Annotated in this window: 20 protein-coding genes; 13 read left to right on the top strand and 7 right to left on the bottom strand. The window is 71.3% G+C overall.

The genetic code is table 11. The features are described from left to right. Positions 1-9: 9 nt before the first annotated feature. Entirely contained in the window at positions 10-2361 is a 2352-nt protein-coding gene (gene cofH, locus ACPPVX_RS00660) for a 5-amino-6-(D-ribitylamino)uracil--L-tyrosine 4-hydroxyphenyl transferase CofH (protein WP_426572948.1), read from the bottom strand. 144 nt (positions 2362-2505) lie between these two features. Between cofH and ACPPVX_RS00655 the strand changes: the two genes are divergently transcribed. Next, entirely contained in the window at positions 2506-3807 is a 1302-nt protein-coding gene (locus ACPPVX_RS00655; RefSeq protein WP_426572947.1) for a DUF4214 domain-containing protein, read from the top strand. 9 nt (positions 3808-3816) lie between these two features. Here the strand turns inward: ACPPVX_RS00655 and pgl are convergent, their stop codons facing one another. From pgl to tkt, 3 genes are read right to left on the bottom strand one after another with little or no spacing between them, the layout of a single operon-like run. Beyond that, positions 3817-4491 (bottom strand): 6-phosphogluconolactonase, encoded by a 675-nt coding sequence (gene pgl, locus ACPPVX_RS00650; RefSeq protein WP_426572945.1) that lies wholly within the window; start codon positions 4489-4491, stop codon positions 3817-3819. A gap of 3 nt (positions 4492-4494) precedes the next feature. Then, positions 4495-5595, bottom strand: coding sequence for a transaldolase (tal, locus tag ACPPVX_RS00645; RefSeq protein WP_426572944.1), 1101 nt, complete (start codon positions 5593-5595; stop codon positions 4495-4497). Between the two features lie 28 nt (positions 5596-5623). Then, a complete protein-coding gene (gene tkt, locus ACPPVX_RS00640; RefSeq protein ID WP_426572943.1) occupies positions 5624-7612 on the bottom strand; it encodes a transketolase in 1989 nt (662 codons plus the stop codon). 178 nt (positions 7613-7790) lie between these two features. Here tkt and ACPPVX_RS00635 point away from each other — a divergent pair, with 178 nt between their 5' ends. Together ACPPVX_RS00635 and ACPPVX_RS00630 are read left to right on the top strand one after the other, a co-directional pair. Next, positions 7791-9230: an aldehyde dehydrogenase gene (locus ACPPVX_RS00635; RefSeq protein WP_426572942.1), complete on the top strand. Its 1440-nt coding sequence runs from the start codon at positions 7791-7793 to the stop codon at positions 9228-9230. Between the two features lie 105 nt (positions 9231-9335). Next, on the top strand, positions 9336-9884 hold the full coding sequence (locus ACPPVX_RS00630; protein WP_426572941.1) for a VOC family protein: 549 nt from the start codon (positions 9336-9338) through the stop codon (positions 9882-9884). Positions 9885-9916: 32 nt separating this feature from the next. Here ACPPVX_RS00630 and ACPPVX_RS00625 read toward each other — a convergent pair whose 3' ends face one another. Together ACPPVX_RS00625 and ACPPVX_RS00620 are read right to left on the bottom strand one after the other, a co-directional pair. After that, on the bottom strand, positions 9917-11083 hold the full coding sequence (locus tag ACPPVX_RS00625; protein WP_426572940.1) for an FIST signal transduction protein: 1167 nt from the start codon (positions 11081-11083) through the stop codon (positions 9917-9919). Positions 11084-11086: 3 nt separating this feature from the next. Then, positions 11087-11476, bottom strand: a complete 390-nt coding sequence (locus ACPPVX_RS00620; protein ID WP_426572939.1) for a hypothetical protein — start codon at positions 11474-11476, stop codon at positions 11087-11089. Between the two features lie 75 nt (positions 11477-11551). Here ACPPVX_RS00620 and ACPPVX_RS00615 point away from each other — a divergent pair, with 75 nt between their 5' ends. From ACPPVX_RS00615 to ACPPVX_RS00575, 9 genes are all read left to right on the top strand, one after another. Next, on the top strand, positions 11552-12178 hold the full coding sequence (locus ACPPVX_RS00615) for a TetR/AcrR family transcriptional regulator (RefSeq protein ID WP_426572938.1): 627 nt from the start codon (positions 11552-11554) through the stop codon (positions 12176-12178). A gap of 67 nt (positions 12179-12245) precedes the next feature. Continuing rightward, positions 12246-14405 (top strand): acetate--CoA ligase family protein, encoded by a 2160-nt coding sequence (locus tag ACPPVX_RS00610; protein WP_426572937.1) that lies wholly within the window; start codon positions 12246-12248, stop codon positions 14403-14405. Then, positions 14406-15932, top strand: coding sequence for a D-alanyl-D-alanine carboxypeptidase/D-alanyl-D-alanine endopeptidase (dacB, locus tag ACPPVX_RS00605; RefSeq protein WP_426572936.1), 1527 nt, complete (start codon positions 14406-14408; stop codon positions 15930-15932). A 130-nt stretch (positions 15933-16062) separates the two neighbouring features. Further along, complete coding sequence (locus ACPPVX_RS00600; RefSeq protein WP_426572935.1) at positions 16063-16371, top strand: hypothetical protein; 309 nt, start codon at positions 16063-16065, stop codon at positions 16369-16371. Continuing rightward, complete coding sequence (locus ACPPVX_RS00595) at positions 16368-16577, top strand: hypothetical protein (RefSeq protein WP_426572934.1); 210 nt, start codon at positions 16368-16370, stop codon at positions 16575-16577. The genes ACPPVX_RS00600 and ACPPVX_RS00595 overlap by 4 nt, the downstream gene beginning before the upstream one ends. Next, positions 16577-17017 carry a hypothetical protein gene (locus ACPPVX_RS00590; RefSeq protein ID WP_426572933.1) on the top strand — a complete coding sequence of 147 codons (441 nt, stop codon included), beginning with the start codon at positions 16577-16579 and terminating at the stop codon, positions 17015-17017. The genes ACPPVX_RS00595 and ACPPVX_RS00590 overlap by 1 nt, the downstream gene beginning before the upstream one ends. Positions 17018-17063: 46 nt before the next feature. Continuing rightward, positions 17064-17264 carry a MoaD/ThiS family protein gene (locus ACPPVX_RS00585; RefSeq protein ID WP_426572932.1) on the top strand — a complete coding sequence of 67 codons (201 nt, stop codon included), beginning with the start codon at positions 17064-17066 and terminating at the stop codon, positions 17262-17264. Beyond that, on the top strand, positions 17261-18205 hold the full coding sequence (locus tag ACPPVX_RS00580; protein WP_426572931.1) for an ATP-binding protein: 945 nt from the start codon (positions 17261-17263) through the stop codon (positions 18203-18205). The genes ACPPVX_RS00585 and ACPPVX_RS00580 overlap by 4 nt, the downstream gene beginning before the upstream one ends. Next, positions 18202-18996 carry a tRNA (adenine-N1)-methyltransferase gene (locus tag ACPPVX_RS00575; protein WP_426572930.1) on the top strand — a complete coding sequence of 265 codons (795 nt, stop codon included), beginning with the start codon at positions 18202-18204 and terminating at the stop codon, positions 18994-18996. Before ACPPVX_RS00580 ends, ACPPVX_RS00575 begins: the two co-directional genes overlap by 4 nt. 82 nt (positions 18997-19078) lie before the next feature. Here the strand turns inward: ACPPVX_RS00575 and ACPPVX_RS00570 are convergent, their stop codons facing one another. Continuing rightward, positions 19079-19312: a ferredoxin gene (locus ACPPVX_RS00570; RefSeq protein WP_426572929.1), complete on the bottom strand. Its 234-nt coding sequence runs from the start codon at positions 19310-19312 to the stop codon at positions 19079-19081. Positions 19313-19568: 256 nt separating this feature from the next. On the opposite strand from ACPPVX_RS00570, the gene arc reads away from it, so the two are divergent. Continuing rightward, positions 19569-21332, top strand: a complete 1764-nt coding sequence (gene arc / locus ACPPVX_RS00565) for a proteasome ATPase (RefSeq protein WP_426572928.1) — start codon at positions 19569-19571, stop codon at positions 21330-21332. Positions 21333-21334: the final 2 nt, after the last annotated feature.

Genomic DNA, 21334 nt, shown 5'->3' with positions numbered 1-21334 from the left:
TGACCGCGATCAGGCCGGCTGGGGTGCCGTGCCGTACAGCGTGGTGCGCTGCTCGAGCCGGCGGCCCAACGGCTCGACCACGGCCCGGAACCCGGCTTCGTCCATGCCCTGACCGTGGCTGGCCCCGGCCGCCCGGGAGATGTTCTCGTCGATGAGCGTGCCGCCCAGGTCGTTCACCCCGGCCTGGAGCAGCTGGCGCACGCCGGGCACCCCGAGCTTCACCCAGGAGGCCTGGATGTTCGGGATGAACCCGTGGTAGGCGATGCGGCCGACGGCGTGCATCAGCACCACCTCCCGCCAGGTGGGCCCGCGGCGGGCCCGCTTGCGGAGGTAGATCGGCGAGGCCATGTGCACGAAGGGCAGCGGCACGAACTCGGTGAAGCCGCCCGTCTCCGCCTGGAGGTCCCGGGTGCGGACCAGGTGCTTGGCCCACGACCGCGGGTGCTCGATCGACCCGAACATGATCGTGACGTTGGAGTGCAGGCCGACCGAGTGCGCGGTGCGGTGGGCGTCGAGCCACTCCTGCGTGTTGACCTTGTCGGAGCAGAGGATGGCCCGGACCTCGTCGTCGAGGATCTCCGCCGCGGTGCCGGGCAGGGTGGCCAGGCCCACGTCGACCAGGCGCTGGAGGTAGGTGGCCAGCGGCTCGTCGAGGCGCTTGGCGCCCTCGGTGACCTCGAGGGCGGTGAAGCCGTGCACGTGCATGTCGGGCACCGCGTCCTTCACGGCCCGGGCCACGTCGATGTAGTAGTCGCCGTCGAAGTCGGGGTGGATGCCGCCCTGGAGGCACACCTCGGTGGCGCCCATCTCGCGGGCCTCGACGGCGCGCTGGGCGATGTCGTCGAGCGTCAGCAGGTACGGCGTGCCCCGCAGGTTGAGCGACTTGGGGCCCTTGGAGAAGCCGCAGAACTGGCACTTGAACGTGCAGACGTTCGTGTAGTTGATGTTGCGGTTCGACACCCAGGTGACGGTGTCGCCGATCACCTCCTGGCGCAGCTCGTCGGCCAGCTGGGCGACGGCAGCCACCTCTCGGCCGCGCGCCGAGAAGAGGGTGGTGATCTGGTCCTCGTCGGGCACGTCGCCGCGGCGGACCGCGTCGAGCACCTCGGCGACGCGGCCGGTGGCGCGGGCGGGGCCGGGGATGAGGTGGGGCGGATCGGCATCGAGACCGACGTACCACTGCGTGGAGCGGCGGCCCACGAGGATGACCTCGGCACCGTCGCCCACGTTGCGGACCTCGCCCACGGTCTGCGGGTGCACCGCGCCGGGGTCGTCACGGCCGAGGCCCTCGGCGTCGGAGCGGTCCATCACGGCGAAGTGGAGGTCGGGGTGCACCCAGGTCTGAGGGGCGGTGGCGTACTCGGGGTAGATGGTCAGGCGGGGAGCCAGCTCGAAGCCGGCCTCCTCGGTGACCGAGCGCAGGCGGTCGCGATCGGGCCAGGGGCGCTCGGGGTTGACGTGGTCGGCGGTGACGGGGGAGACCCCGCCCCAGTCGTCGATGCCGGCATCGAGCAGCACGCCGAAGTCGTCGGAGAGGTTCGGCGGGGCCTGGAGGTGGATCTCGGCCGGAAGGATGAGGCGGGCGAGGGCGATGGCCTCGAGGTACGTGTCGGGCGGGCACGGCGGCGCCTGGTGCATGCCCGTACCGGCCTTGGGCAGGAAGTTCTGCACGATGACCTCTTGCACGTGGCCCCACCGGGCGTGGCTGGCCGCGATGGCCTCCAGCGCCTCGATGCGGTCGGCCCGGTCCTCGCCGAACCCCACCAGGATCCCGGTGGTGAAGGGGATGTGCAGCTCTCCGGCCGCCTCGAGCGTGGCGAGCCGCCGTTCGGGCTCCTTGTCGGGGCTGCCCCGGTGGGCGTCGAGATCGGCGCGGAGCGACTCGAGCATCATCCCCTGCGACGGCGACACCGCTCGGAGCGCGTCGAGCTCGGGGGCGTAGAGGGCGCCGGCGTTGGCGTGGGGGAGCAGCCCGGTCTCGGTGACCACGAGCTGCGCCATGGCGACGAGGTAGTCGACCGTGGAGGCGTAGCCGTGCTCGGCGAGCCACTCGGCGGCCACGGGGTAGCGCTCCTCGGGCCGCTCGCCCAGGGTGAACAGCGCTTCGTGGCAGCCTGCGGCCGCACCCTGGCGGGCGATCTTCAAGACCTGCTCGGGGGTGAGGTAGGGCGCATCGAGCCGGGCGGGAGGCTGGGCGAACGTGCAGTAGCCGCACTTGTCGCGACACAGCATGGTGAGGGGGATGAACACCTTGGGCGAGTAGGTGATGCGCGTCCCGGTGGTGGCGTTCCGCTTGGCGCGGGCCTGTTCCATCAGCTCGGGCAGCGTCTGGTCCCATGCGGGACCCGGGTGCGGCGACATGGGCGGCAGGCTACCTGCGCCCCCAGGTGCCGCGGCTCCCTTCGGCCGGGTCCCGCCCCGGTTCCCGGTCGGGATCCTTGATCTCACAATCAGTGACAGAGATGTCACTCCTTGAGGTTCCCGTTCGGGGGCCGATGGAGGGCCATGGCGTTGCGGCGGTCCCGTTCCCTCCACCTCCGAGCGTCCGGCCTGGTCGCCGCGCTGGTCGCCTCGAGCGTCCTGGCGCTGGCGGCTCCGGCCGCGTCCGGTGCCACCGCAGCCACGCCGGTGATGGGCGCAGCCCGCGTGTCGGCCGCCGACCTGGCCGGCTACTTCCGCTCGAAGGGCAAGGTCGCCCACGCCACGGTCTCCATCGACGTGCTCGCCGGCTACTACGTGAGCGAAGGCCGCGACGAGGGGCTGGCGGGCGACATCGCCTTCGCCCAGTCGATCGTCGAGACCGGCTGGTTCACCTTCTCGAGCAGGACCCCGGCCGCCTTCAACAACTTCTCCGGGCTCGGAGCGGTCGACGGCGGGTCCAGCGCCGCGTCGTTCGCCAGCGCTCAGCTGGGGGTGCGGGCGCAGATCCAGCACCTCCGGGCCTACGGCGACGCATCGGTCACCACCGCCAAGCTCGCCCACCCCTTGGTGGATCCGCGGTTCTCGCTCGTGGCCCCCAAGGGCAAGGCGCCCACCTGGGAGCAGTTCGGCAACGGCACCTGGGCGTCGGACCCGGGCTACGCCGCCAAGGTGCTCGGGATCTACCAGCAGATCCTCGCCTACGCCGGCACCACGACGGCCGACTGGACGCCCTTCAACTCGTCATCGTCGGTGGTCTCCCAGGCCTACGGCGACATCTTGGCGCGCGGTGCGTCGGCGGCCGAGAGCTCCACCGCCACCTCGGCGCTCGACGCCGGGACGATGACACCGAGCGGCCTGATCGCCTCGCTCGTCGCTGGTGAGGGGGCGGTGCACGGCCAGCCGGTCGCCCGGCTGTACCTGGCCGCGCTGGGTCGCCTGCCCGACCGTGGCGGGCTCCAGTTCTGGACGCGGCGCCACGCTGCCGGGTGGGGCCTCTCGTCCCTGGCCAAGGAGTTCCTCGCCTCCACGGAGTACGAACGGCGCTACGGCACCCCCGACGACGCCGGCTACGTCGCCCTCCTCTACCAGAACGTCCTCCACCGCCCGCTCGACCGGGCCGGCTCCGACTTCTGGGTGCGCAAGCTCGCCCTCAGATCGATGTCGCGCCGCGGCCTGCTCGTCCAGTTCAGCGAGTCGAACGAGAACCTGAAGAAGACGGCGGCCACCACGGAAGCGGCGCTCGTCTACGTCGGCATGATCCTGCGGCCGCCGGACCCCTCGGTCCTGGGCTGGTGGGAGACCAAGCGGGCCGGTGGCGCACCGCTGTCGGACCTGGTCGACCTGGTCTACGGCTCCACGGCCTACCTGCACCGCTTCTCGGCCTGACCGTCGGGGTCAGAGGAGCGACGCGGCCTCGGGGTCGACGAGCCAGATCACCCGGTCCGACGAGATTCGCGACGCGGGCAGCTCCTCGCCCGCGACGATGGCGGCGAGGGCCTCGGCCTTCTCCGTGCCGGTGACGGTGACCACCGCCAGGCGGGCCCGGGCGATGCCGGCCAGCGTGAGCGTCATCCGCGGGAAGGGGTTGCGCCCGCTCGGATCGTCGTTCATGGCGACGAGCCGGCCCGGGTCGGAGCTGAGCGCCGCCGAGTCGGGGAAGAGCGAGGCGGTGTGGCCATCGGCCCCCATGCCCAGGTGCACGAGATCGATGCGACCGAGGTCGCCCAAGCGCAGCTGGTACGGATCGGGCCCCTCGGCGCACCGCATCAGGTGGGTGGCGTTGGCGGCGCCCACCCGGTCGAGGAGCGCCTCGCGGGCCAGGCGGTAGTTGGACTCGATGTCGTCGTGGGGGACGCAGCGCTCGTCGCCCCAGTAGACGTCGACCTTCCACCAGTCGATCTGCGAGCCGGTGACGTCGGCGAGGCGCTCGTAGCAGCGCCGCGCCGTGCTGCCCCCGGAGAGGGCGATCGAGAAGGTGTCGAGGGCGCGGGTGCGGAACGCGTCGATCACGCGCTGCGCGAACGCGGCCGGGACGTCGTCGGTGATCACGAGCTCGCCGGGCAGCGCCATGGATCAGGGTCGTCCGGTGAGCTCGTCGGCCTTGGTCTGCAGCGACGCCAGCAGCTCGTCGAACGCCTTCGCGAACGACGCGACGCCTTCGTCCTCGAGCTGCACGGTGACGGCTTCGAGGTCGATCCCGATCGCCGCCAGCTGGTCGATCACCGCGTGGGCGCCGGCCAGGTCGGCGTCGGCCGTGCGCGCGACGGTGCCCCCGGCGTCGAACGCTTCGAGGGTGGCCTCGGGCATGGTGTTGACCGTGTCCGGCGCGATGAGGGTGTCGACGTAGAGCGTGGGCGGGTAGGCCGGGTTCTTGGTGCCGGTGGAGGCCCACAGCGGCCGCTGCACCTGGGCACCGCGAGCGACCAGCGCATCCCAGCGCGGGCCGCTGAAGCGGTCGAGGAACAGCTCGTAGGCGAGCTGCGCGTTGGCGACGGCGACCTTGCCCTTCAGCGCCAGCGCCTCGGGGGTGCCGATGGCGTCGAGGCGCTTGTCGACCTCGGTGTCGACCCGGCTGACGAAGAACGAGGCGACGCTCGAGATGCGGTCGAGCGGGCCGTCGTGGGCCTCGAGGCCCGACAGGTACGCATCGATCACCTCCTCGTAGCGGTTGACGCTGAACAAGAGGGTGACGTTGACGCTTCGGCCCCCGGCGATGACCTGCTCGATGGCCGGCACGCCCTCGGCGGTGCCCGGGATCTTCACGTAGAGGTTGGGCTCGTCGATCCGGGCGTGCAGGCCCTGGGCGGCGGCGATGGTGCCCGCGGTCTCGTGGGCCAGGTTGGGGGCCACCTCGACCGAGACGAACCCGTCGAGCCCGTCGGTCTCGTCGTAGATCGGGCGCAGCAGGGCCAGCGCCGACTCGATGTCGGAGATCACCAGCTCCCAGTACGCGTCGCCCACCGGCGTGCCCGCCGCGATCAGCGCCGAGAACTGGTCGTCGTAGACGGCCTGGCCCTCGATGGCCTTCTGGAAGATCGAGGGGTTGGAGGTGAGGCCCCGGATGCCGCGGTCGAGCCAGCGAGCGAGCTCGCCGTCCTCGATCCAGTCGCGGCGGAGGTTGTCGAGCCAAGGGCTCTGGCCGCCGGTGGTCAGCAGGTCCTGCAGCTTGGTCATGAGGTGCCTCCCGGCGGGTGGGGGTGGTTCAGTCGTCGATCTCGGCGAGCAGGGCGCGGGCCTGCTCGGCCACGTGGTCGGGGTTGATGCCGAGGTTGGCGAGCACGAGCGCGCCGGGCGCCGAGGCGCCGAACCGGTCGATGCCGACGGAGTCGCTCGCCCAGCGCTCCCAGCCGAACGTGACCCCGGCCTCGACCGACAGCGTGAGGGCCTCGGCGGGCAGCACGTAGGCCTGGTACTCCTCGTCCTGCTCGTCGAAGTCCTCCCAGCACGGCATGGACACGACGCGCACGGCGATCTCCTCGCCCGCCAGGGTCTGGGCGGCCGCGAGGCACACTGAGACCTCGGAGCCCGTGCCGATCAGGATGATGTCGGGCAGGTCGTCGTCGGTCTCGGGTCCGAGCTCGGCGACGATGTAGGCGCCGCGGCTCACGCCGTCGTTGCCGGCGGTGCCCTCGATGACCGGGAGGTCCTGGCGGCTGAGGACCAGGGCGGTGGGGCCCTGGTGCTCGATGGCGTCGCGCCACGCCGTGGCGGTCTCGTTGGCGTCCGCGGGGCGGACCACGCGCAGCCCGGGCATGGCCCTCAGGGACGCGAGGTGCTCGATGGGCTGGTGCGTGGGGCCGTCCTCGCCGACGCCCACGGAGTCGTGGGTCCAGCTGTAGATGACCTGCAGGCCCGAGAGGGCGGCCAGCCGGACCGGCGGGCGCATGTAGTCGGCGAAGACGAAGAACGTGCCGCCCACGGGGATGATCCCGCCGTGCGCCGACATGCCGTTCATCACCGCGCCCATGCCGTGCTCGCGGACGCCGAAGTAGATCTGCTTGCCACCGGGCGTCACCGACGTCAGCTGCGCCTGGCCCTTGAGGAGGGTCCCGGTGTTGCCCGACAGGTCGGCGCCGCCGCCGATCAGGCCTGGCACCGTGGCGGTGAGCGCGGCGAAGCACTGCCCGCTGGCCACCCGGGTGGCCACCTTCTCGCCGGGCTCCCAGGTGGGCAGGGCGTCGGCCCAGCCCTCGGTGCCGGTGCCGGCGAGGACCGCGTCGAGCGAGGCGCGATCCCCGGTGAACGCGTCGAGCCGCTTCTCCCACGCCTCGCGGTGCTCGGCCCCCTTGGCGCCGGCCGCGGCGTAGTACTCGGCGACGTCGTCGGGGATGTAGAAGGTCTCGTCGGGCGGGAAGCCCATGACCGTCTTGGTGGCGGCGATCTCCTCGTCGGAGAAGGCCTTGCCGTGCGCCGCGGGGCTGTCGGTGAGCTTGGGCGACGGGTACGCGATGTGGCTGCGGACGACGATCAGCGACGGCTTGTCGGTGACGGCCATGGCGCGCCGGATGGCGGCCTCGAGCTCGTCGAGGTCGTTGGCGGCCTCGCCGAGGTCCTGGACGTCCCAGCCGTAGGCCCGGAAGCGCTCGGGGGCGTTGTCGGACAACGACAGCTCGGTGGGGCCGTCGATGGTGATGTGGTTGTCGTCGTAGATGTAGACGAGGCGGCCGAGGCCGAGGTGGCCCGCCAGCGAGGCGGACTCGTGGCTCACGCCCTCGGACAGGTCGCCGTCGCCGCAGATCACGAACGTGTGGTGGTCGCAGATCTCGGGACCGAAGTGGGCCCGAAGGTACTGCTCGGCCACGCCCAGCCCGACGCCGTTGCCGACCCCCTGGCCCAGCGGGCCCGTGGTGACCTCGACGCCGGCGGTGTGGCCGCGCTCGGGGTGGCCCGGCGTGCGCGAGCCCCACTGGCGGAACTCCTCGAGGTCCTGCAGCGACAGGTCGTAGCCCGTGAGGTGGAGCATCGAGTAGAGCAGCACGGACGCGTGGCCGGCTGAGAGCACGAACCGGTCGCGATCGGGCCACTCGGGGTGCTGCGGGTCGTAGCGCATGATCCTGGTCCACAGGACGTGGGCCAGGGGAGCGAGGGCCATCGCCGTGCCCTGATGGCCGCTGTTGGCCTTCTGGGGCATGTCCATGGCGAGGCCACGGATGGTGTTGATGGCGCGGAGTTCCAGATCGTCGGTGGTCATCGGTGCTGCCGGGGTCGAGAGACGGACGCCTCACCCTACCCAGCTCGGACATGGACCCTTCCCAGCGCCGGCCCCGGACGCCTGACCAGGGTTGGCGTGACCGTCGCCACAAATCTGACGAGGCGTCAGAGACTCGTTACGCTGGGCCCACAACACCTGGCCTAGGGGGTCCCCAATCGTGATCGTCCACGATCGTCTGTACATCGGTGGAGAGCTCGTCGAGCCGGCAGGAACCGGCACCATCGACGTCATCAACCCGTTCACCGAAGAGGTCGCGGGCCGAGTGCCCGACGGCACCAACGCCGACATCGACCACGCCGTCTCTGCTGCTCGCACCGCGTTCGACACCACCGACTGGTCCACGCGGCCCGTCGCCGAACGCTGCGCCATCCTGGCGGCGGCCTCCGCGGGCATCCAGGCCCGCATGGACGAGCTGACGCAGCTCATCTCCACCGAGATGGGCAGCCCGTCGGGCTGGGGCCTGTTCGGCCAGGTGCTCGCGCCGAGCATGATCCTCGACTACTACGCCGGCCTGGGCGAGACCTACGCCGTCGAGGAGACCCGGCCCGGCATGTTCGGCCCGGTGGTCGTCCGCAAGGAGGCCATGGGCGTGGTCGGGGCGATCATCCCCTGGAACGTCCCGCTGTTCGAGGCCGTCATGAAGGTGGCCCCGGCAGTCGTCGCCGGCTGCACCATCGTGCTCAAGCCGTCGCCCGAGACCGCGCTCGACCCCTACGCCTTCGCCGAGATCATGGAGGAGGCAGGGCTGCCCAAGGGCGTGCTCAGCATCGTCCCCGGCGGCCGCGAGGTGGGCGAGTACCTCGTCACGCACCCCCTGGTCGACAAGATCACCTTCACCGGCTCCACGGCTGCCGGCATGAAGATCGGTGCCGCCTGCGGCGCCCTGCTCCGTCCCGTGACCCTCGAGCTCGGCGGCAAGTCGGCCGCCATCGTCCTCGACGATGCCGACCTGGCCACCGTGATCCCCAACCTGCTCGACGCCGGGATCATGAACAACGGCCAGGCCTGCGTGGCCACCACCCGCATCTTGGCCTCGCGCACCCGCTACGCCGAGGTGGTCGATGCCTTGACCGAGGCCGTCGCCGCCATGGTCGTGGGTGATCCGCTCGATCCCACCACTCAGGTCGGCCCGGTCGTGGCCCAGCGCCAGCGCGACCGCATCCTCGGCCTGCTCGAGACCGGCCGCGGCGAGGGCGCACGCGTCACCACCGGTGGCGGGCGCACCAGCCACGAGAAGGGCTGGTTCATCGAGCCCACCGTGTTCGCCGATGTCGACAACAAGATGACCATCGCCCAGGAGGAGATCTTCGGTCCCGTCCTGTCGGTCATCCCCTACGACGACACCGCCGACGCCGTCCGCATCGCCAACGACTCGCCGTACGGCCTCGGCGGCTCGGTCTGGGGTGGCGCCGACGAAGCGACCGCGATCGCCCGTCAGGTCCGCACCGGCACCATCCAGGTGAACCACTTCGGCATGGCGTTCGGCGCCCCGTTCGGTGGCTACAAGAACTCCGGCCTCGGCCGCGAGCTCGGCCCCGAGGGCGTCGATGCGTTCATGGAGAAGAAGGCCCTCAGCCTCGATCCGGCTGCCGGCTGAGCACCCGCCCGCACTGACGATCCGTCCCCGCCGGCCCGAAGGTCGGCGGGGACGGTCGCGTTTGGGCACAATCGTGGGCAGGCATCGACAGGAGCAGGGGAACCGATGAGCGACAAGCCGTTCGAGCTCGGTGGGGTCAACCACCTGGCACTGGTGTGCCGGGACATGGCGGCCACCGTCGCGTTCTACGAAGGCGTCCTGGGGATGCCGCTGATCAAGACCATCGAGCTGCCCTTCGATCTGGGCCAGCACTTCTTCTTCGACTGCGGCGGCGGCGACTCCCTCGCCTTCTTCTGGTTCCCCGATGCCGAGGAGCCCCAGGAGGGCATCAGCGGTCCCGGCTGCCGCCCCGACCGGGGCCGCCTCACCAGCGCCATCGGATCGATGAACCACGTCGCCTTCCAGGTCCCGCCCGAGAAGCTCGAGGAGTACCAGGCCAAGCTGCGGGCCGCCGGAGTGGAGACGAGCGAGATCGCCAACCACGACGACAGCGAGTACGGCCTGTCCGAGGCGTGGACCGAGGACACGTTCGTGCGCTCGCTCTACTTCCAGGACCCCGATGGCATCCTGCTGGAGTTCGCGGCGTGGACCCGCGGCTTCGGTCCCGGCGACACCACCCACGTGCCGAAGGGCGCGGTGCGGCCCGCCCCCTGACGGAACCGTGAGGGCCTCTGCCCGTCGGCCGCTCAGCGATCGTCGTCGAAGAGCAGCACCGTGGCGCTCATGGCGTGCACGAAGTGCCGCTCGCCCACCGGCCCGATCTCGGCTCCGCTGAACATGCCGGCGGTGGCCCCGCCCTCGACGTGCTCGTTCACGATCCTGGCGTCGTGGTCGGGCGCGGGGAACAGGTTGGTGCCCCGTCCGGTGCAGGTGAACACGAGGGCGGCGGCGCCGGGCTGATCGGCGAGGAGGTCGCGAAGGTCCTCGTCGGCGGTGACGGCGTCGCGCACCTGGAACTGGACCGTGCTCCCGACCTCGATCTCGGCTCCCACCGCCACGGCGCGCCGCTCGTGGTCGGCGCCCAGCACGGCGCGGATCAGGAAGTCGCCGCTCTCGAACTCCAGCTTGTGCTCATCGAGCACGAGCCCGAGCTGCAGACCGCGTGCCATCCGCGACCGATCCTCTGGCGTGGCCGCCTCGGCCTGGGCCATGAGCCGGTCCAGCGCGGGCTGGCCCGCGATCTCCTCGATGACGTTGCCGGTGGCCTTGGTGACCACGAGGGGCTCCCCGACGGGCCGGCAGCCCTGGGACACCACAGCGTGGGCGCCGATCCCCGGCGGCAGCAGGAGCGCCACGGCCCCTTGGCTCGTGGTGCGGCCGTCGGCGACCAGGCGGTTGCCGCCGGGGCCCGATCCCGCCGACGCCAGCCCACCCACGACCGTGAGCCCGGGAGCTCGGCTGGTCACGTCATCGACGAAGGCGTCGACCGGGAACGAGAACGGATCCGCGACCAGCACCACGGTGGCGCCGGGGAGGGCCAGGTCGACATCGGCCGAGACCCGCCACGCGTCCTCGTGGCGGACCACGTCGATCGGGAGCGCCCGGGCGATGCGGGTGGGGGAGTGCCTCGACTGCGTGCCGAACCGCATGGCGAACAGCGAGATCGCTGCGCCCTGCTCCACCTCCTGGTCCCCGGCGAGCACCGCGGCCGCGGTGGCCCCGATGAGGGCACCGGGTCGCAGCGTGGCACGGACCGCGGCGGCGATGTCCTCGAGCGCCCCCGCGAACGGAGGGGTGACGAACACGATGGCGGCGTCGGGCGCATCGCCCATCTGGTCGAGGATCTGGCCGACCACCTCACCGACGGCATGGGTCGCCAGCGGGTGCTGGGACAGGGCCGCGGCGAACGCCACGGGTCAGCCCTCGGCGGGCGGGAGGAGCGTGAACGGGACGGTGGTGACGTGACCCATGTCGATGCGGACGCCCGCTTCGACCGTGCCGTAGTCGTCGAACGTGAGCTCGGCCTTGACGAGGCGGTAGGCGAACTTGCCCGGCTCGACCTGGAGCGGCTGCACGTTGCGAGCGACCTGCTCGCCGTCTCGCGAGTAGATCGTCTCGAGGGCGCCGGTGCCGGGCTCGTCGGGCGCGCAGCGCACCAGGACCACGAGGTGGGGCTCCAGCGTGACCGGGACGGGGGACGGGGCCGCCAGCGAGAAGTGGATCCCGGTGAGATCGATGCGGGTGGAGGGCCCGGCCACCTGACGGAGCTCGATGTTCTCGATGAAGACGGCCGCGACGATGTCCATGCGCCGACCGTATCTGCCCGTCACGCTGGGAAGGAACCCACATGAACGCGTCAGGTCGGGCGTAGGCTTGCCAGGATGGCCGCCACCGAACCGGTCCTCTCCACGCGGGAAGCGATCATCGTCGAAGCCCGGCGGTGCTTCGCCGAGCACGGCTACGAGGGGACGTCGCTCAACGAGATCGCCGAGGCGGTCGGCATCCGGCGTCCGAGCCTGCTGCACCACTTCCCGTCCAAGGACGCCATCTACGCCGAGGTGTTCCGCATCAGCCTGGCCGAGTGGTCGATCCGGGTGGAGGACGCCGTGGGCCGCTCCGCCGAGGGCTGGACCAAGGTCGACCTGGTCATCACCGCCGGGTTCCGCTTCTTCCAGGAGAACCCGGAGTTCGTGAGGATCGTCCGCCGGGAGGCCCTGGAGGGAGGCGCCCACCTGGGCATCGACCTCGGCGCCGCGCTCCGCCCGTTCATGATCCGGGCCGAGGGGTGGTTCGAGAAGGAGATGGCGGCGGGCCGCTTCCGTCGGGTCGACATCGAGCAGATCCTGCTCACCGGCTACGGCGTGATGCTCAGCTACTTCAGCGATGCGCCCTTCCTCGAGAGCCTGCTCGACCGGGATCCGCTGGCCCCCGACGCGCTCGAGGCGCGGCTCACCCACGTGCGCAACCTGTTCCACGTGGCGCTGTCGCCCACCGCCCCCTACCTGTAGACGCCGGACCAGCCTGCTGATCGGCTGCCTCGGAGCGGCCGGGGGCCAGTCAGTAGGATCGCTCGCCATGTCTGCACGGACCCTCAGCGAGGCCGATTCCAAGATCCTGCTGGCCGCCCACGGCGTCCCCTTCGCTCCGGAGCGGGTGGTCAGCTCGGTCGACGAAGCGGTGGCTGCCGCGGCCGAGGTCGGGCTCCCCGTGGTGGTGAAGCTCAACGGCGATGCCATCGCCCACAAGACCGAGCGGGGTCTCGTGCGCCTCAACCTGGCCGACGGCGACGCCGTGGCCGACGCGGCCAGCTCGCTGCTCGAAGCGGCCACGCCCGACGATGGCGAGGTCGGCCTGCTCGTCGCGCCCATGCTCAAGGGCAACCGCGAGCTGATCGCCGGCCTGGCCGACGATCCGCAGTTCGGGATGACCGTCATGGTGGGCGTCGGCGGCATCCTCGCCGAGGCGATCGCGGATGTCGCCATCCGGCCGGTCCCGATCAGCGCGGTCGACGCCGCCGAGATGATCGCCGAGCTCCGCACGCAGGCGTTGCTCGGCGAGTTCCGGGGCGAGCCCGCGGTCGACCTCGACGCGCTCGCTGCCGTGGTGCTCGGCCTCTCGGCCGCCGCCGAGGCCGACCCCTCGATCCGCTCTGCCGACCTCAACCCGCTGATCATCGTGGACGGCAGGCCCATCGCCGTCGATGCCCTGGTCGAGGTGGCCGACGGCCCCGGCGATGCCGGCGGTCCCATCGGAGCCCGTCCGGCTCGGCCCGGCGATGCCGCGTTCCGGGCGCTGTTCGAGCCCAAGGGCATCGTGGTCGCCGGTGCCTCCAGCCACCCTGGGAAGTTCGGGTTCGTCAGCCTCCACAACGTGCTGGCCGCCGGGTACGAGGGTGCCGTCGCCGCCACCAACCGGGAACGGGCAGAGGTGCTGGGCATCCAGACGGTCGCCGACATCGCCGAGCTGCCCGACGACACCTACGACCTGATCTTCGTGTGCACCCCGGCTTCGGTGAACACCGAGCTGCTGAAGGCGGCGGCCGCCAAGGGCATCCGCGCGGCGTTCGTCACCTCGGCCGGCTACGGCGAGGCGGGCGAGGCCGGCATCGCCGCCCAGGCCGAGCTGGTGGCGCTCTGCGACGACCTGGGCATCCTGCTCGCCGGGCCCAACGGCCAGGGCGTCGTGTCCACGCCGGCCCACCTGTGCGCCCAGATCGTGGCGCCGTACCCGCCGGCCGGGGCGATCGGCGTCGCCAGCCAGTCGGGCAACTTCGTGTCGTCGTTCCTCAACTACGCGGTCCAGACCGGCGTCGGCATCAGCCGGGCCGTGAGCGCCGGGAACGCCGCCGCGGTGAGCGTCCCCGACTACCTCGACTTCTACGCCGACGACCCCGCCACCGCCGTGGGCCTGGCGTACGTCGAAGGGGTGCCCGACGGCCGCACGTTCCTCGACCGCATGTCGTCGGTGGCGGTCCGCAAGCCCCTCGTCCTGGTGAAGGGCGGCGCCACGTCAGGCGGACAGCGGGCCGCGGCCAGCCACACCGGGTCGCTCGCCACCGATGACCGAGTGTTCGACGGCGCCTGCCGCCAGGCGGGCATCACCCGTGCCGCCACGGTCGAGGAGGCGTTCGAAGCAGCAGCCACGTTCGCCACCCAGCCGCTCCCGAACGGGCCGCGGGTGGTCGTCATGACCACCGCCGGGGGCTGGGGCGTCGTCACGGCCGACGCCATCACCCGCAGCGAACTCGTCCTGGCCGAGCTCCCCGACGACCTGCTCGCCGCGATCGACGAGAAGCTCCCGCCGCGGTGGAGCCGGAACAACCCGGTCGACCTGGCCGGCGGCGAGACCCGCGACACCATCCCCGAGGTCCTCGAGCTGATCGCGTCGCACCCCGAGGTCGATGCCGTGATCCAGCTGGGCGTCGGCATCCAGGCCAACCAGGCCCGCCTCATGCGCGAGGGCCGCTTCTACCCCGACCACGGGCTGGAGCGGATCGTGGCGTACCACGAGCGCCAGGATGCCCGCTTCGCCGAGGCGGCCGACGAGATCTCCACCCGCACGGGCAAGCCGATCCTGCTGGCCACCGAGCTGGCCGTGGCCGACCCGCAGAACGCGGCGCCGGCCACCGTCCGCGCCACCGGCCGCCTCTGCTACCCGTCCGCCAACCGGGCTGTCACCGCCCTGGGCCACGCCTGGGAGCGCGCTCGGTGGCTCCGGGCACGCGGCCTGGCCTGAGTGCGCCCGGTCCGGCGGCTGCTCGCCGCCTCGCTCGTCGTCGCGTGCATCGCGATCCCCGCGCCCCTCGGCGTCGCCTCGGCGCGCCCGTCGGCGACGCTCCCGCCGGTCCCCGTGGCCGGGCCCGATCCGGCGCTCACGGCCAAGCTCGACACGGTGATGGCCGTGTCGCCCGACGATTCGTGCCTGTCGGTCTCGATCGACGGCACCCGGGTGTACGACCACCGCGGCGACGACCTGCAGACCCCGGCGTCGGTCCAGAAGCTGCTGACGTCGTCGGCCGCCCTCGAGGAGATCGGGCCCGACGCCACCTTCACCACCAAGGTCACGTCCGGCGCCCCGGTGGTGGGCGGGGTGGTGCAGGGCGACGTGGTGCTCGTCGGCGGGGGAGACGCCACCCTGCTCACCAGCATCTACAAGGCCGCCCGCCACGTCTCCGCCACGCAGCCCACCACCTCGCTCGACGCGCTCGCCAAGAAGCTGAAGGCAGCCGGCATCACCAAGGTGCAGGGCCGGGTCCTCGGCGATGAGACCCGCTACGACGCCCTGCGCACGGTCCCGTCGTGGCCGGAGCGCTACGTCGACCAGGAGCAGTCGGGCCCGCTCAGCGCGCTGAGCGTCGACGAGGGCTACGTCCTCGAGCGCAACAGCGATGGCGACCTGGTGCGCAAGCGCTCCGAGGATCCCCCGGCCGACGCAGCGCGGGCGTTCACCGCGCTGCTCGAGGCGCAGGGCATCGACGTCGCGGGGGAGCCCGCCGGCGGCAGGCAGCCGGCCGGCGCGGCTGCGCTCGCCTCGATCACCTCGGCGTCGTTGGCCGACGTGATGGGCGACATGCTCCAGCGCAGCGACAACCAGACCGCGGAGATGCTGGCCAAGGAGCTCGGCGTGGTCAGCGGCCAGGGTGGCACCACCGCCGCCGGCGCGCACGCCGTGGCGGCCTGGGCGGCGGCGGCCAAGGTGGCACCGGCCGGTGGCGTCGTGGTCGACGGCTCCGGCCTCGATCCGGGCAACAGGGTCACCTGCAACCAGATGGTGGGCGTCCTGACCGCGTCGGGTGGGCCCGACAGCGCGATCGCCTCGCGCCTCCCGGTCGCCGGACGGACCGGCACCCTGCGCAACCGCTTCGACGGCACCCACGCCGAGGGCAACCTCCGGGCCAAGACCGGCAGCCTCAACGGCGTGCGCTCCCTCGTGGGCTTCGTCGACCTCCCCGACGGCGGCACGGCGACGTTCGCCTACATCGCCAACGGTGACGCCACCGACAAGGACCCCATGCGCGCCGAGGCCTTCCTGGGGGAGTTCCTGTCCACCTACCGCCCGCCGTGCCCAGCCGGCGGCGCCACCCCGATCGCCATCCCCGCGGCCACCGATCTGGCCCGGATGGGGGCCCTGGCGGCGGTGCCGGCGGCCGGCGCCCTGCCCGTGGTGGTGGGCTCGTTCCACGCGATCGATGCGCGTGCCGCCGACCTGGTCGACCGCTGCTCGGCTGAACGCAAGGTCGCGGTGGCGGTCGGAGGCCCTTGACCGGCCCTGAGCAGGCGGCCCGTGGCCCCGGGGTCCTCACCGCCCCGTAAGGTGGCACCAGCAAGGTCCAGCCCGACGGCCAGGAGAAGATGTGGCAGCTGCAGGTGGGATGCCAGGAGAGCACCAGGGAGTGAAGGAGGTCGTCACCGACCTCTGGATCCTGTGCCGCGACTACGCGAAGCAGGAGACCATCGACCCCGTCAAGATGCTGGGGAGGTTCCTCGGCTGGGGCCTGGCCGGATCGCTGGCGCTGTGCCTCGGCATCGGGTTCGGTGCGCTCGCCATCATCCGCGGGCTGCAGACCGAGACCGGCGCCCACCTGACCAGCAGCCTCAACTGGGTGCCGTACCTGGTCGGCCTGATCTTCACCGGGCTCGCCGCGGCGATCTCCATCTGGTTCATCAAGCGCCCGTTCCGCCACGAGGAGGCATCCGCATGACCGACGTCCAGAAGATCACCCGTGACGACATCGAGGCCAAGTTCCGCACCCTGACCGGCGATGTCGACGACATGGCCGAGGACGCCCGCAGCACGGCCATCTCCGTCGGTGCGGTCGTGGCCGCGGCGGTGGTGCTGGGTGTGTTCCTGTTCGGCCGTTCACGTGGCCGCAAGAAGACCACCCTCATCGAGGTCCGTCGCTTCTGATGGCCAAGACCGTCCACCACTCGACTGCGGGCACCCACCGCCTGCTGCGCGCCGTCGAGGCGCACGGCATGCGGATGGGCCGCAGCGGCAACAAGCGCTGGCTGTACGTCGGCACGGCCATGTGGACCCTGCGCACGATGCGGCGCCTGGCCGAGCGCCGCGAGGAGATCCTGATCTCCGAGACCCTCAAGCCGGGCCAGCGGCTCATCATCGCCAACGCCCGTCCCACCCTCGGCGAGCCCGACCCCAAGCCGAAGGCGCCCCGGACCAAGCGGGGCCGCAAGAAGCTGGCCAAGGCCCAGGCCAAGACGGCCAAGGCGCAGGCCAAGGCCGACGCCAAGGCGGCCCGCAAGGAAGCCGAGCTCCAGGCCAAGCGCGACGTGAAGGCCGCGAAGAAGGCCAAGAAGGTCAAGCCCATCGAGTCGGTACCGGTCAGCTGATCGCCGCACTTCCGCGCCGCGTCCCGCTCGCGCCAGGATGGAACCCGTGAAGGTCCAGCTCCGCAACCCGTCGCGCACCCTCGAGGTGCCGGGCCCCGTCAGCATCGTCGCCCTCCTCCAGCGGCTCGAGCTCCACCGCGAGACCGTGCTGGTCATCCGCGGCGGCACCCTCGTGCCCGGCGACGCCATGCTCGACGACGCCGACGAGGTCGAGATCCGCCCGGTCATCTCCGGTGGTGCCGCGTGAAGTGCCGCGTCTGCCGCGAGCCCGCGGTGATCGACATCCGTCGCCACAACGCCAACTTCTGCTCCGAGCACTTCTTGCGCCTGTGCCGCGACCAGGTGGCCAAGGCCATCGCCGACTTCGACATGTTCCAGCCCGGCGACCGGTTGCTGGTCGCCGTCTCCGGCGGCAAGGACAGCCTGGCGGTGTGGGACATCCTCCGCGAGCTCGGCTACGAGGCCGACGGCCTCTACGTCGGCCTCGGCATCGGCGAGTACTCCGAGGAGTCCGGTCGCACGACCAAGGCCTTCGCCGAGCAGCGGGGCTGGCCGCTGCGGGTCATCGACCTGCGCGAGGAGTACGACTACGACGTGCCCACGGCGGCCAAGGTCACCAAGCGGGTGCCCTGCTCGGCCTGCGGCATGTCGAAGCGCCACCTGTTCGACCAGGCCGCGCTCGACGGGGGATACGACGCGGTCGTCACCGGCCACAACCTCGACGACGAGGCCGCCGTGCTGTTCGGCAACACGCTGCGTTGGCAGACCGAGTACCTCGCCCGCCAGCTGCCGGTGCTGCCCGCCCGCCACGGCTTCCCCCGGAAGGTGAAGCCGCTGGTGCGCCTGGGGGAGCGCGAGATGGCGGCCTACTGCGTCCTCCGGGGCATCGACTACATCGTCGAGGAGTGCCCGATGGCAGCCGGCAACAAGCACCTCGGCTACAAGGAGGCGCTCAACGCCATCGAAGCCCAGTCGCCCGGCAGCAAGCAGGCGTTCTACTTCGGCTTCCTCGACCGGGCCGTGGCCCGGTTCGCCGACGCTGCGCCCGATGCTCCCGAGACCTCCGGGCTCGGCCTCTGCCAGACCTGCGGGTCACCGTCCACCAACGAGATCTGCGCGTTCTGCCGCCTGGTCGAACGCTCGGCCGGGGCCCAGCCCGTGGTCCTCACCGTGAAGGGGTCCTCGTGACCGAACCTGTCCTGCCCGACCGCTCCCTGCGCGCCGGAGAGCGGGTGCTGCTCATCGACCGGAAGAAGCGCCGCTACCTGGTCACCCTCGAGGTCGATGGCGAGTTCCACACCCACTCGGGCTTCATCGCCCACAACGACATCGTCGGCCAGGGCGAGGGTGCGGCCCTGCGGTCCACCCGGGGCGCCACGTTCTCCGCCTTCCGGCCCACCCTGTCCGACTTCGTCCTGAAGATGCCCCGCGGCGCGCAGGTCATCTACCCCAAGGACCTCGGCGCCATCTTGATGCAGGCCGACATCTTCCCGGGCGCCCGCGTGCTCGAGTCGGGCGTGGGCTCGGGCGCCCTGTCGATGACGCTGCTGCGGGCTGGCGCGGTGGTGACCGGCTACGAGATCCGCGCCGACTTCGCCGCCCGCGCCATGAAGAACGTCGAGTCCTTCTGCACCCCCGAGATGGTGGCCAACTACGCCGTCGAGGAGCGCGATTGCTACGAGGGGATCGACGAGCTCGCGTTCGACCGGATCATCCTCGATCTGCCCGAACCGTGGCAGGTGGTGCCCCACGCCGAGAAGGCGCTGCGCCCCGGCGGGATCCTCGTGGCCTACACCCCGGCCATCACCCAGGCCGTGCAGCTGCGCGAGCGCCTGGTCGACAGCGGCTTCGAGCTGGCCGAGACGATGGAGGTCCTGCACCGGGGCTGGAACATCGACGGCATGTCGGTGCGCCCCGACCACCGCATGGTGGCTCACACCGGCTTCTTGACCAACGCCCGCCTGCTCCCCAGCGAGTAGCGGGGCCCGCCTGCGCCCGGACGCGACGACGGGGCCCCGGAGGGCCCCGTCGGTCAGATCGCGTGCGCCCGGAGGCGGCAGATCAGAGCTCGATGAAGATGCACTCGCCGGGGCACTCCTCGGCGGACTCGATGGTGGCCTCTTCCTGACCGGCCGGCACGACGGCCAGGCCTTCCGGGCCGCCCGGGTCGGAGAAGATCTTGTCGCCTTCCTTGACGTAGGCGAGACCGTCATCGAGGAGCGTGAACACGTCGGGAGCGATCTCCTCGCAGAGACCGTCGCCGGTGCAGAGATCCTGGTCGATCCAGACCTTCATGGTGGTGTGCCTCTCTCGTCAGATGGAGCCTCCACGTCGGCGGCTCCCTGGCTCTGCGGAGCGTAGCGGACCGCTTCGCGAACACGGGAACCCTGCCATCGGCCGTTCGTCACGTCCCTTGATGTTTCGCCGGTGTGAAGGCTCGGAACCCTCCGTGGAACCCGCGAAGTCACCGTGTAGCGTCGCCGCGGAGCGCCCCGATCAGGCCGGCAACGGCCTGCCAAGGGCATCCCCGACTCGCACTTGAGGTGGTCCCATGAGCGACGACACCGAACAACGAATCGCTGAGCAGGCGGCAGAGCTCGAGGAGCTGCGCGAGCAGGCCTCCTCGCTCGAGGAGGAGGTGGTCGGCCTCCGCCGCCGCCTCCAGGACGCCCCGAAGCGGGTGCGCACGCTCGAAGAGCGCTTGCTCGAGACCAAGGGCCAGCTCTCGCAGGCGGTCACCCAGAACGAGAAGCTCACCTACACCCTCCGCGAGGCACGCGACCACATCGCGGCCCTGCGCGAAGAGGTCGACAAGCTGACCCAGCCGCCGGCCGCCTACGGCACGGTGCTGGGGGTCAACGAGGACGACGACACCGTCGACGTGTTCTCGGGGGGCCGCAAGATGCGGGTGGCCGCCATGCCCGACGTGCTGGGGCAGCTGCAGCGGGGCGATGAGGTGGCGCTCAACGAGTCGTTCAGCGTGATCCTCTCCCGCGCCAGCGAGCGCACCGGCGAGGTGGTCACCATCAAGGTCGTCATGTCCGAGGGCCGGGCCCTGATCGTGGGCCGGGCCGACGAGGAGCGGGTCTGCGAGCTGCTCGAGTCGGTGGCCGCCGAGGGGATCCGCGTCGGCGACTCCGTGCTCATGGACACCCGCTCGGGCCTCATCGTCGAGAAGCTGGCCCGGCCGGAGGTCGAGGAGCTGGTGCTCGAGGAGGTGCCCGACATCTCCTACGGCGACGTCGGCGGCCTCGACAGCCAGATCGAGCAGATCGCCGACGCGGTGGAGCTGCCGTTCGTCCACGCCGCCCTGTTCGCCGAGTACCGCCTGCCCGCGCCCAAGGGCATCCTCCTGTACGGCCCTCCCGGGTGCGGCAAGACGCTCATCGCCAAAGCCGTCGCCAACTCGCTGGCCAAGAAGGTGGCGCTCGTCTCCGGCGATGAGCACGCCAAGAGCTACTTCCTCAACATCAAGGGCCCCGAGCTCCTCAACAAGTACGTGGGCGAGACCGAGCGCCAGATCCGCCTGGTGTTCCAACGGGCCCGGGAGAAGTCGGAGGAGGGCTGGCCGGTCATCGTGTTCTTCGACGAGATGGACTCGATGTTCCGCACCCGCGGCACCGGCATCAGCTCCGACATGGAGTCCACCATCGTGCCGCAGCTCCTCGCCGAGATCGACGGCGTCGAGACCCTCAAGAACGTCATCGTGATCGGTGCCTCCAACCGTGAGGACCTGATCGACCCGGCCATCCTGCGCCCGGGCCGCCTCGACGTGAAGATCAAGATCGAGCGGCCCAACGAGGCCGCCGCCGCGCAGATCTTCGGCCGGTACCTCACCGCCGACCTGCCGCTCGACGCCGACGAGGTGCGCGAGCTGGGCGGGGGAGACCCCGAGAAGTGTGTCCGGTCGATGATCGAGCGCACCGTCGAGGAGATGTACCGCGACGACGAGGAGAACCAGTTCCTCGAGGTCACGTACCAGAACGGTGACAAGGAGGTGATGTTCTTCAAGGACTTCGCCTCGGGCGCCATGATCGAGAACGTGGTGCGGCGGGCCAAGAAGCTCGCCATCAAGCGGCTCATCGGCGAGGGCTCGAAGGGCATCCGGACCGAGGACCTCATCGCCTCCATCCACCAGGAGTACAAGGAGCACGAGGACCTGCCCAACACCACCAACCCCGATGACTGGGCGAAGATCTCGGGCAAGAAGGGCGAGCGGATCGTCTACATCCGCACGCTCATCAGCCACAAGGGCGACGAGGAGCCCGCCGGTGGCCGCGCCATCGAGCGGGTGGGCACCGGCCAGTACCTCTGACC

It is taken from the genome of Aquihabitans sp. McL0605 (assembly GCF_049993875.1).
GTDB lineage: Bacteria > Actinomycetota > Acidimicrobiia > Acidimicrobiales > Iamiaceae > Aquihabitans.
The sequence above is the reverse complement of the archived record's forward strand: the minus strand, read 5'-3'. Positions and strand labels throughout refer to the sequence as shown.